We start from the raw sequence: 11,510 nt of genomic DNA, 5'->3' as shown, positions 1-11,510 counted from the left end.
ATCAAGCCAATCCTCGCGCGGTCGCCAGGTAAAAAAACTACTACACCGCAAGCCATCGACCGCTATTCCCTGCACCGGGAGGTAGCATGAAGCACTACCTGGCAGCTGCATTGCTTTGCCTGTCGCAAAGCGTCGCAGCACAGAATTACGACTCTATCATCGGGGACTCCCTGTCGCTTGGAGTGCCTGACGACCATTGGTTCTCAGTGCGTGGCAGTGAAATCGCCTATCTTATAGACGGCGACGAAGGCACTGTTGAAGGCACGCTGACCCTATCGATGTTTTCTCCCGCGCTGGAACCCCATCTTGCTGCAGGACGCATCTATTCCTACGGCAGTTTTTATACGCGGACCTTTTACGGCGATCGAACTGACGTCGTACTCGTCTTCGATCTGGAATCTGCATTACCGATCAAAGAAATCGAAATACCTCCCAAGTCCGCCGGTATCGGACACAGCGGAATGATTGGTCTTATTGAAGACCGGTTTATCGGCGTTTGGAATATCACGCCCGCGATGTCTGTCAGCGTTGTGGACACCGCTGATGATCGTTTTGTGGGCGAAATCTCCACCCCGGGCTGCGCGGGCGTCTACCCGGTGGATGCCGGATTCCTCATGGCCTGTGGCGACGGTCGTGTGCAGTACGTGCGCCTCGATAGTGTCGGAGAAGAAGTTGATCGCCTGCGCAGCGAGGTTTTCTTTACGGTCACTGACGACCCGGTGTTTGATTACGCCGTGCCAACACCAGAGGGCTGGATGTTTATGTCCCTGGAAGGGCATGTTTACGAAGTGGCAGTCAAAGACGGCGCCGTGAATGTCAGCGAGCCCTGGTCCATCAATCCTGCCGATGAGGAAGGAGCTGCCGATCTTAATGGCGTTCCCATTGACCCTGATGACAACTGGCGCATCAGTGGTCGACAGGCTTTTGCTTACAATGCCAAGGCCAATCTTTTGGTGACCCTTATGCACGAGGGCGGTGGCCAGGAGACCTTTGAAGACCCCGGCACTCAGATCTGGGCATTTAGCACTAAAACCAAGCGCAGGGCTTACGTGCTGGAACTCGACGAAGAGACCAAAGGCGTTTCTGTTGAGCTCACTGCCGACGCAGAGCCCCTGCTGATCATTGCGCCAGCTAAGGGTGGCGAGTTGCTGATTCACGATGGAGTGAGCAGCCGGCTTCTTAGAACTATGCCAGAGATCAACGCCAGCCTCGTGCAAAGGTTGGAGTAGCGCGTGATCGATCCGCTGCTGCAACTGACCATTGCCCTGTCGCTGTTTCTACTATTTGTGAGCGCCAGTCAGCACAAGCGCGCGGAGCTCCGGCGCTTTGCTGCGCAGCTTGAGGCCTACGAATTGTTACCCAAACGCCTCAATCGTATTTTTGCCGTATCACTGCCCTGGCTGGAACTTGCTGTCGGCGTACTGTTACTCATACCCGCCAGCCGTGGCTTCGCGGGGTTTACCGCAGCCGTGCTACTGACCATGTATGCCTTTGCGGTACTCGTTAACCTGCTGCGGGGACGCCACAATATTGACTGTGGCTGCGGCGGTACGCCACAACCGCTGAGCTATTGGCTGGTGCTTCGCAATAGCGTGCTGGTAATCGGCGCAGCCTTGCTTACGCTACCGGGCACGGAGCGTACGCTGCACGTGTCGGACGCGGTAGCAATGGTGATGATGACTCTCTTACTGGTGTGCTGTTACCTGTGCATCGGCCAACTCCTACAAAATCAGGCAGCCCAGCAGGGCTGGAATTCTCATGTCCATTGAATCGCTGTCAGTTATTGTCTTTGTGCTGTGCGTCGCAGTGACGCTGCTTGTGGTGCTGGTACTGGCTCTCGCGCGCCAGATTGGTGTACTGCATACGCGCCTCGCTCCCGCAGGCGCGCTCATGAACACATCTGCGGGCCCGGACGTCGGAGCTCCTGCACCTAAACTCTCGCTGCAGGATATTAATGGCACGCCCGTGCAGATTGGCGGCGCCAGCGCTTCACCCTTGCTGATTCTCTTTGTCTCGCCGAGCTGCCCTATCTGCAAGGAACTGGTCCCAGTGGCCCGCTCCATGGCCCGGGCCGAAAAGCTGCGCCTGTTGTTCGCCAGTGACGGCGGTAAGATTGATAAGCACATTGACTACGTTGGCAAAATGGATATTGCAGACTACCCCTACCTATTGTCATCCGAGCTTGGTCTGAAGTTTGCCGCAAGCAAACTTCCCTATGCGGCGCTCATCGATAGCGATGGCGTTTTGCGATCCCGCGGACTGGTCAATAGCCGGGAGCATCTGGAAAGCCTCGTTGAGTCTATGCTCAGTGGCTACGATTCATTGCAAGATTACCTCGTGAAAGAGCAGCAACTGGAGCAAGCATCATGAGCACAAACAATGCGCTGCTGAAACAACTACTCAGTGACATCGATGCAGCGACAACTGGCGCTGTACGTTTTTTTGCAGGCCGCAGCTCTCGCCGGTCTTTCCTTGGAAAAGTAGGCGCTGTTGTCACCGGCATGGGCGCGTTCCCACTGCTACCAATGGCCCGGGAAGATGCCAGCGCTCTTGCACAAGATGTGAGTAGCGGCGCCTCTAACGCCATGCCCGCGGTCGATGAATTACATGAGATGGGCGACAACCAAAGCTGCGATTATTGGCGGTACTGCGCGTTCAGCGGACAAATCTGCAGCTGCTGTGGCGGCAGCATGACCCAATGCCCGCCCGGATCAGAAACCGCCAGCGTCGCCTGGGTGGGTACCTGCCACAACCCGTTGGACGGCCAGGACTATCTGATTTCCTACAACGATTGTTGCGGCAAGTCCGCCTGTGGACGCTGTGGCTGCCATCGCTCGGAAGGTGATCGCCCCGTTTACTTTCCCTCCAAGTCCAACAGTATTCTCTGGTGCTTCGGCTCTAACAGCCATGCATACCACTGCACCCTTGCACGCGTTGTTGGTAAAGCTGACGCAGGCTGAGCGGAGGCTCTTTTTTGCGCCTAAGTCTTTGTAGTACAGCGCTACTGGTTGCACAGCTGCATCTGGGCGCACCCATCGCAGCGCTTGCTGATCCACAGTCAAACTACCTCCTGCACTGTGGCGGCTGTCATCTTGAGAACGGTGAGGGTACGCTCCCCGAAGTGCCTGACCTGCGCCATGATCTTGACTGGCTGGCGCAAACACCCGAAGGACGCTCTTACCTTACCCGGGTGCCCGGCGCATCACAGGTACCATTATCAGATGAAAAGCTGGCGGACATATATAATTGGATGTTCGAAGTCTTTTATCCACCGGGCAGTAATATTCCGCCTTTTAGCGGCGAAGAGATTTCTCGCACCCGGGGACAGCCTCTATACGACCCTTTACGAGCCAGGCAAGCACTGCTCAAAGGGCAAGCGAAGTCCCCATGACGGCTGAGGCACAAAAAACATGACCGACGAAGCACCCGCCATAAAGAAAACCTTCGTCGAGGAAGAGTCTTTACTTCAGGATGCCTACCGACTGGCCGTCGCTGTTTACGAAAGTGACTTTCGCCCGGACTTTATTGTCGGCATATGGCGCGGCGGCTCAACGGTCGGTATTTACGTTCAGGAGTGCCTGCAGTATTTGGGCGTAAAGACCGACCATATTGCCATTCGCACCTCTTACCGCGGGATGCAAAGTTACCTGAAAGACGTCGAAAACCCCGAAGGTATTCGCGTTCATGGCCTGCAATATCTCTACGAAAGCATGAACGCAGACGACAGTTTGCTCATCGTTGACGACGTGTTTAGCAGTGGGCAAAACATAGAAGCGGTGATTCAGCGTTTGGAATCAAAGAGCAAACGAAACATGCCCCACGATGTGCGTATTGCAGTGCCTTACTACAAACCCGCAAAGAACCGCACAGGACGAGTGCCAGACTACTATCTGCATGAAACAGACGACTGGCTGGTATTACCCTATGAAATAACGGGCCTGAGCGAAGCAGAAATCGCCACCCACAAGCCCTGGCTTAGCGCAATATTGCAAAGCAGCCGCGGGTAACCCCGCGGCCAGGCTCTTCAAACCTAGATCGCAGGGATAGACTGGCCGGCACCCCAGGGGGCACCCGCTGCCTGCAGCTCTTTGCGCAGCCCCGGAATCTCGGTACCAATCACGGCATTGAGACGCGAGCGAATCGGCGCAAATACCTGTGCGGCATAGCCAAGACTCTGGCGGTGGGCCGGGGTCGGTCCATAGCTTGAGTTAGAGACACCACTTGATGCGTGGCTCAACCAGTCACTGACGCGCTGCACCTGGTAGTTACCTATCTCAGCCACCGATCTGTTGCCGTTCAGTGCCTCGTCAAGTTCATACAACTCTTGGTGCAGCATATGAAGCTTTTGATCAAGCTCCCCGGGTGCTGCGGCGGTCACCGCGAGCATCTCCTGCATGGTTGCCACGGTCTCCAGGGCATCATCAAGGGTGTAGCTTGCCGCACTTACCTGAGCTGACAGCGCCGAGAACTCTTTCCAGAACGCGTCTACTTCTTCAAGGTCTGCACCCGCAAGAGCCGGCTCGTACATGCGCGTCACTTCGAAGCTTACGGGGTCATCCAGTAAACGGCTTTGGCCATCCTTGAGTAACACAAGCTCAGCACTATAAGTGCCAGGGATCACCATAAAACCAGTCGGGGGCAAGCCCTGCCAGTTTGGTGGAGTTTCTACCGATCCGTAATAAGGATGACGAAGATCCCAGGCCACTCGATGGAAGCCTTTATCAGCGGGCACATCGAGGCGACGGATAACTTCTCCACCAGCATCGCGGATTACCATCTTCAAGGCAGGGGCTGCCTCGCGTCGCTCGGCTTCTACCGCATCCCAGCCAGCAAACTTCACTTGTCCACCGGCTGCAAGACGCGCCTTCTCTGCGTCCTGACGCTGCTTCTCAAGTGTCGGAAAACCCTGTGCAAGGTGATAGGTCAGCACCGCGCCAAAAGGCGGGTTCTCGGCGACGTAAAGATCATCACCTTGTGAACCACGCTTTCGCGCGCCCAGTACCTTGCGAGGAAAATACCAGTCGGCATCGCGAGTCTCAAAGAGAGTCGCTTCGTCATCAAGCGTATCAGCCGTCAGCTCGCGAAGCGCAGAAAAGTCGTCCATCACAAAGAAGCCACGCCCGAAACTCGCTGCCACCAAATCGTTCTCGCGACGCTGAATCTGGATGTCGCGAATCGAGATCGTGGGCATACCAGCACTGAACTTCTCCCAATGCTTACCTGCATCAAGAGTCATGAACACGCCAAACTCTGTGCCCACAAACATCAGGTCCGCACGCACATGGTCCTGAACAAGACGCCATACAAGATGCCGATCCGGAATACCTTCGGTAATGCTGCTCCAGCTGCGACCACGGTTGCGGCTGACCAAAAGGTAGGGCTTAAAATCACCGTATTTATGATTATCCAGCGCGACATAGACGGTGTCCGCATCATGCAGATCGGCACGAATATCGTTAACAAAAGCCGTCTTTGGCACGCCCGGCAAAGAACCAACCTCTAAACGCCGCCAGCTATCACCGGCATTTTCTGATACCTGAATCAGGCCATCGTCCGTGGCTGCATACAAAAGCCCCTCCTCAAGAGGTGACTCTGCCAGGGAGGTGATGGTGTTGTAGTCAGACATGGCAAACATGTCCCAGGGCGCATCCCAGCTCCAGGTTTGCTCCATGAGCGGCAGTAACATTCGATCCTGATTGCGCGTCAGGTCTGAGGAAATCGCGGTCCATTCATCACCGCGGTTATCTGAACGCCACACACGCTGGGACGCAAAATACAGCCGAGTGGGGTCATGGGGACTCACCAGAATCGGCGAATCCCAGTTAAAGCGCTCCGGCGGCTCACCCGGTGCCGCTTGAGGCTGAATAAAGATGGACTCACCGGTGGTCATATCGACCCGGTTGAGATGCCCCTGCTGTGACTCGGCGTACATGATGTCCGGATTGCCAGGCTCCGTCGCTGGCTGATGTCCGTCACCACCGAGGACAACCTCCCAATCGGCGTTGCGAATACCATTGACGGTATCCGTCCGCGAGGGCCCGCCCTGGGTGTTGTTGTCCTGAGTACCACCATAGATGTTGTAAAAGGGCTCTGTGTCGTCCAGGGCCAGCTTGTAGTATTGGGTGACCGGCAAATTGCTCATGTAGCGCCAGGTGTCACCCAGATCAAAGCTCTCGTACACACCGCCATCGGTGCCCATCATGATGTAATCCGGATCCTCTGGATCAAAGACAATAGCGTGCATATCTCCGTGCTGATTGGGATGGGGCATAGGCTCAAAGGTTTTGCCGCCATCTTCCGACTTGAGAACAGTGGGGCCTACCAGATACAGGCGGTCATGCTTATGCATGCTTGCGGTAAGTTCTTGATAGTAGTGTGGGCCTGTACCACCACTGACTGCATCAGCACCTTTAACCCAGCTTGCACCGCGATCATCTGAGCGCCATACACCACCGGTACGTCGATCCAATTCGATAGCGGCATACACCACGTCCGGATCATGCAGTGAAATCGCCAGACCGATCTTACCCATATTGCCTTTGGGCAATCCTTTGCTCAGCTTTGTCCAGCTTCGTCCGCCGTCCAGCGAACGATGCAGACCACTCTCGGGACCACCGCCCATGTAAGCGGCAACTGTGCGCTGATGCTGCCAGGTCGCGGCATACAAAACGTCGGGATCGCGAGAATCGATGACCACATCGGTAACGCCAGTCCACAGGCCACCGCCTAAGGTCTTCTCCCATGTCTTACCGCCATCGGTAGTCATGTAAAGACCGCGCTCGCCGCCTTTGGTCCAAAGCGGACCCTGAACAGCTACCCACACGGTGTTTGAATCATCCGGATGTACGATGATGGTCGAGATATGCTGGGAATCCGCCAGCCCCATGTTGGTCCAGGTTTCTCCGTCGTCATCCGAGCGGTAGATGCCATCGCCAAAGCCAATATGCCGACCGCCGTTGTTCTCGCCGGTACCAACCCATACCGTGTGAGGGTTGCTCGGATCTATGGCCAGAGCGCCAATGGAATAGGAGGTTTGCTCGTCAAAAACAGGAGTGAAGGTCACCCCTGCATTCGTGGTCTTCCAGACCCCGCCAGAGGCCACACCCACATACCACACACTGGTATCGCCGGGGTGTCTGGCAATGTCACCGATGCGACCAGACATAAATCCGGGGCCGATGTTGCGCCATTCAAGCCCTTTGTAAGGTGCTGGGCTGTCATTTTGCTCAGCGCCAATAACGGCACCGGCAAGGCAGAGGGTCAAAAGGGTAGATAGAATTCGCTTCATGCCGAAAGCTCTCTTCTTCAAAATCGGCCCGCAAGACTAACAAAGCTCAACGCCGGCGTCTTCCTTCGCCAACAGGAAGCCTCGCGGGCTGACGGTTAGCCACCAAGGCGCTAAACTCTAGCTCTACTTGGGATTGCAACAGCACATAATGACTACACTTCCAGCTCAGCTGTTCACCGTTCTACTATTTTTGTTCGCGCAGTCTGCCGGCGCGGATATTTTTCGCCCTGCCTACCTCGAGCTTTCTCAGATTGATGCGGAACGTTACCAGGTGCTGTGGCGCGTACCCGCACTGCCGGACAACCGTCGACTGGCAGCCAGGATCGTATTACCACCAAACACAGAGCATCTGGGCGAAGCGCGCGAAGCGCTCATGGACAACGCCTGGGAACAGCGCTACGACATCCGCGCGGCCGGCGGTCTCATAGATCAAAGCATCACCATCGACGGCATTCTTGGCGGTGCAACGGACGTCATCGTGCGCGTGGAGCGCCTCGACGGCACAACGCAGCTTGAGCGCTTGCAGCCGTCACAGCCTGTCTTCACTGTCACGGCCTCCCCGGGTCCAGGCGAAGTTGCCATCGCCTATCTGGTGCTGGGTGTAGAACACATATTGGGGGGCATTGATCATCTGCTGTTTGTGCTCGCCTTGCTCTTACTCGTCGGCAACGTTCGCCGGCTGGTGTTAACGATTACCGCATTTACGGTGGCGCATTCCATAACTCTGGTATGTGCAACGCTTGGCTGGATCAGCCTGCCCGGCCCCCCGGTAGAAGCTGTGATAGCTCTATCCATAGTGTTTGTAGCGGCAGAGGTTATTCACGAACAACAGGGCCGTGCATCTATTACGGCGCGAGCTCCCTGGATCGTGGCCTTTGGCTTTGGCCTATTGCATGGCCTGGGTTTTGCGGGCGCCCTGGAGGAAGTCGGGCTCCCGGAGACCGCGATCCCCGTAGCGTTATTGATGTTCAATGTGGGTGTCGAGGCAGGCCAGCTTTTGTTTGTTGCCGCCGTCGTTGGCGTAGCCGCACTGTCAAAGCGGTTTCTGCCGCTTTCATCAGCAACCGTCAAACGCACCGTAAGCTATGCTATCGGCAGTATCGCGGCGTTTTGGACCATCGAACGCGTGGCCGCTTTTATATAAGAGTGGCATCGCGGTAGGGCGCGACTCACAATAATAATTACGGCGCGTCGGACAAGATGGGCACGCGCCGAGCACAGGAGAAACACCATGCTGGCTTCATCAACGCTGGACGCCCTCATCAAACCCTCTCGCATGGCATTTACGCTGCTATTGCTCCACGCCGCAGTGCTGCCGCTTGCCCCGCTCGCAAACGCTGCTGCGCAAGAGCCCTACTCGCCGAACGTCGGCACCGCTCCAGACCGCCAGGTCTACTTTGGTGACACGCATGTGCATACCGGACTCTCGGCTGATGCAGGAGGGTCTGGTACCCGGCTCATGCCAGAGGACGCGTATCGATTCGCCCGGGGCGAAGAAGTACTGTCCAACACCGGCCAGCCAGTAAAACTGCGCAGGCCCTACGACTTCTTCATGATTACCGACCACTCCGATGGCATGGGTCTCATCAGTGATCTACTCGAGGGTACGTCCAACGTTATGGCGGACCCCAAGGGGAAGCGCTATCACGAAGACTTTAATGCCGGTGGTCAGCAGGCTGCTGATGCCATGTTCCGTCTTATTGCCGAGTTTTCGCAGGGCAAAACACCCGAGGCCTTGCTTTATCAGCCCGGTGTGCCTGCCTACAGACGCGTTTGGGAACGCTTGGTCGCCGCCGCCGAAGAGTTCGATGATCCGGGGCGCTTCACCACCTTTATTGCCTACGAGTGGACGTCTTTGGTTAAGGGCAACAATCTGCATCGCAACGTGATTTTTAGAGACGACGCAGACAAGGCATTAGAGGTCGTGCCCTTCACCACTACGCCACCCATCGGCAGCAGAAACCCTCGGGACCTGTGGTCCTGGATGGCAGCTTACGAGAAGGACACCGGCGGAGATGTGACCGCGATTCCGCACAACGGTAATCTGTCCAACGGCATGATGTTCCCGCTGCGTGACGATTTTGATAGTGGTAAAGAACTGGACGCGGCCTACGCAAAAAGCCGCATGACCTGGGAGCGTATATACGAAGTTACGCAGTTCAAAGGAGATGGCGAGGCGCATCCCCTGCTCTCTCCGGATGATGAGTTTGCGGATTTCGAGACCTGGGACTTTGGCAATCTGGATGCCTCACAAGCCAAGACCCCGGCAATGCTGCCGAGCGAGTATGCCCGGTCGGGACTGCTCCGCGGCCTGCAACTGCAGCAAACTCTCGGCATAAATCCTTACCAGTTCGGCTTCCAGGGCGCGACCGACACCCACACAGGCTTATCTACTGCCGATGAGGATAACTTTTTTTCCAAATTCACCACCACGGAACCCTCAGCTACCCGCACCGTGCATCCAGGAAAGTCGAATCCTGACCTGGGCATCGAGGGTTTTACCGGGTGGATGTATAACGCCGCAGGAGTTACCGCTGTCTGGGCAGAGCAAAACTCCCGAACAGCTATTTTTGACGCCATGGAGCGCCGGGAGACGTATGCCACCACTGGCCCACGCATTGCCTTACGCTTCTTCGGTGGCTGGTCTTTTGAGGCCGGCGACGCGAGCATCCCTGATCTTGCCAGAAAAGGCTACGAGCTGGGCGTACCCATGGGAAGCGAGTTAGGCGCGGCCGGCGCTAAGGCACCAAGTTTCATTATCTCCGCCTTGCGCGACCCCATAGGAGCCAATCTCGATCGCATTCAGGTGGTCAAAGGCTGGGTGACGGCTGAGGGTGAAGCGAAAGAGCAGGTTTATAACGTTGCCTGGTCTGACGGGCGGGAACTTGACGCGGACGGTAAATTACCCGGCGTCGGTAACACCGTCGATCTAAGTGTACCTACCTGGAGCAACAGTATCGGGGCCGCAGAATTGAGCACCGTTTGGAGAGATCCGGACTTTGACGCGGCACAAGCAGCATTTTATTACGTTCGGGTATTGGAAATACCAACACCACGCTGGACGGCCTACGATGCTGTACGTTTTGGCGTAGAAGCTCCCGAGGGAGTGACTCTGATCACCCAGGAGCGGGCTTACAGCTCGCCTATCTGGTACACCCCCTAAGCCAGCCTATCGCCCGCGCGACGACACCACCGGCCGCATCAGCTGAGAATTTCCGGGCTGCATAATTGACCAGCCGGGGACACTCTGGGTGTATGGTAAGGGCTGCGGTCTGCCCGGTGGATGCGGCCGCATCGGCGGACGGGGCCGAAAGGGGCGCACATATCCTGGCCAGTAATCACCCTGCCAAGAGGTCGTCATTGTGTCCGCAGCAGGCTCGGCAGCCACCGTAGCTGTGGTGGATGCTTGCTGGATTTCTCGAAGCTCAGCTCGATGCTTCTCACGCTCGCGACGATCACGAGCCATGCGATCAGTCGTGTCTCGCATTTCTCCAAGGCGCTCTTGTAGCAATCCATCCTTTGGCACCGGCGGCACCTCAATGCTTAAAACCTCGGCAGCGCCGGTATCCGGAGGACTATCGCTGAAGCTGGTGACACCACCTTCTACTGTTTTGTAGACGGTTTGGGCCAGCAACGAAGGAGAAAGCAAAAAGATAAACGCCAGAATCTTTTTCATGTTCTGAGTATAGATCAGCCTTAGGGCAATCCAAGCAAGGTCACATGCTATCGTTATTCAATGTCTGGAACATTTCGCATGTTCGATTAGAGTATTAAGCGCCACAAGGAGGTGTGCCTAGCATGGATACAACAACCATGGCGATTGCGATTTCGGCATCCCTGCTGTTTTTTGGTGTACTTATCTATAAAGCTGTTTGGTTTATCCGCAAAGTGCAGCAAGCGCCAGACAGCGAAGAGAAGCCCTCTGAAGCCGAGGGCCAAACTAAGCAAGAACCTGAAGCAAGCTTAGGGCAAGACCTGCAATAACGAGTGCCGCAGCCACTCTGCGAAGCAAGGTCTGACGATCAAATCCGTGAGAGCTACGCATACTAGAACACCTCCATGAGCGCGGCGTGGTTGAGTCTTGTTATACGACGCGGCCTCTGGAAAGGATTAACCATTCAGGCGTGTTTTTTAGCACCTTTGACAATATCGCTGTCAAACCGACGTTACCACTCCCGCGACGCCCCCATACGTCGCGCCCCGTGGCGCCAAACACCGCCTC

At 56.1% G+C, this 11,510-nt stretch carries 11 protein-coding genes; 9 read left to right on the top strand and 2 right to left on the bottom strand.

Annotation, left to right across the window (positions count from 1 at the left end):
* Positions 1-86 precede the first annotated feature (86 nt).
* Genes R0135_RS13205 through R0135_RS13180 form a run of 6 tightly spaced genes read left to right on the top strand, consistent with a single transcriptional unit; the run spans position 87 to position 4,007 of the window.
* Positions 87-1,229 carry an amine dehydrogenase large subunit gene (locus R0135_RS13205; RefSeq protein WP_407347328.1) on the top strand — a complete coding sequence of 381 codons (1,143 nt, stop codon included), beginning with the start codon at positions 87-89 and terminating at the stop codon, positions 1,227-1,229.
* 3 nt (positions 1,230-1,232) lie between these two features.
* Positions 1,233-1,769 carry a MauE/DoxX family redox-associated membrane protein gene (locus R0135_RS13200; RefSeq protein WP_407347327.1) on the top strand — a complete coding sequence of 179 codons (537 nt, stop codon included), beginning with the start codon at positions 1,233-1,235 and terminating at the stop codon, positions 1,767-1,769.
* Entirely contained in the window at positions 1,759-2,370 is a 612-nt protein-coding gene (locus R0135_RS13195) for a thiol-disulfide isomerase (RefSeq protein WP_407347326.1), read from the top strand. Before R0135_RS13200 ends, R0135_RS13195 begins: the two co-directional genes overlap by 11 nt.
* Entirely contained in the window at positions 2,367-2,960 is a 594-nt protein-coding gene (locus R0135_RS13190) for a methylamine dehydrogenase light chain (RefSeq protein ID WP_407347325.1), read from the top strand. Before R0135_RS13195 ends, R0135_RS13190 begins: the two co-directional genes overlap by 4 nt.
* A 14-nt stretch (positions 2,961-2,974) precedes the next feature.
* On the top strand, positions 2,975-3,391 hold the full coding sequence (locus tag R0135_RS13185) for a c-type cytochrome (RefSeq protein WP_407347324.1): 417 nt from the start codon (positions 2,975-2,977) through the stop codon (positions 3,389-3,391).
* 19 nt (positions 3,392-3,410) lie between these two features.
* On the top strand, positions 3,411-4,007 hold the full coding sequence (locus tag R0135_RS13180; RefSeq protein WP_407347323.1) for a phosphoribosyltransferase: 597 nt from the start codon (positions 3,411-3,413) through the stop codon (positions 4,005-4,007).
* Between the two features lie 23 nt (positions 4,008-4,030).
* Here R0135_RS13180 and R0135_RS13175 read toward each other — a convergent pair whose 3' ends face one another.
* A complete protein-coding gene (locus tag R0135_RS13175) occupies positions 4,031-7,288 on the bottom strand; it encodes a VPS10 domain-containing protein (protein ID WP_407347322.1) in 3,258 nt (1,085 codons plus the stop codon).
* A 148-nt stretch (positions 7,289-7,436) separates the two neighbouring features.
* On the opposite strand from R0135_RS13175, the gene R0135_RS13170 reads away from it, so the two are divergent.
* Both R0135_RS13170 and R0135_RS13165 read left to right on the top strand, forming a co-directional pair.
* The gene (locus tag R0135_RS13170; RefSeq protein WP_407347321.1) at positions 7,437-8,432 is read left to right on the top strand and encodes a HupE/UreJ family protein; all 996 of its coding nucleotides are present in this window, start codon (positions 7,437-7,439) and stop codon (positions 8,430-8,432) included.
* Between the two features lie 87 nt (positions 8,433-8,519).
* Positions 8,520-10,451 (top strand): DUF3604 domain-containing protein, encoded by a 1,932-nt coding sequence (locus R0135_RS13165; RefSeq protein ID WP_407347320.1) that lies wholly within the window; start codon positions 8,520-8,522, stop codon positions 10,449-10,451.
* A gap of 6 nt (positions 10,452-10,457) precedes the next feature.
* Here the strand turns inward: R0135_RS13165 and R0135_RS13160 are convergent, their stop codons facing one another.
* On the bottom strand, positions 10,458-10,964 hold the full coding sequence (locus R0135_RS13160; protein ID WP_407347319.1) for a DUF4124 domain-containing protein: 507 nt from the start codon (positions 10,962-10,964) through the stop codon (positions 10,458-10,460).
* Between the two features lie 122 nt (positions 10,965-11,086).
* Between R0135_RS13160 and R0135_RS13155 the strand changes: the two genes are divergently transcribed.
* A complete protein-coding gene (locus R0135_RS13155; RefSeq protein WP_407347318.1) occupies positions 11,087-11,272 on the top strand; it encodes a hypothetical protein in 186 nt (61 codons plus the stop codon).
* The last annotated feature ends 238 nt before the right edge of the window (positions 11,273-11,510 follow it).

The sequence above is a fragment of the Congregibacter variabilis genome, from assembly GCF_045689235.1.
GTDB classification, from domain to species: domain Bacteria; phylum Pseudomonadota; class Gammaproteobacteria; order Pseudomonadales; family Halieaceae; genus Congregibacter; species Congregibacter variabilis.
This window is presented reverse-complemented; position numbering and strand designations above follow the sequence as displayed.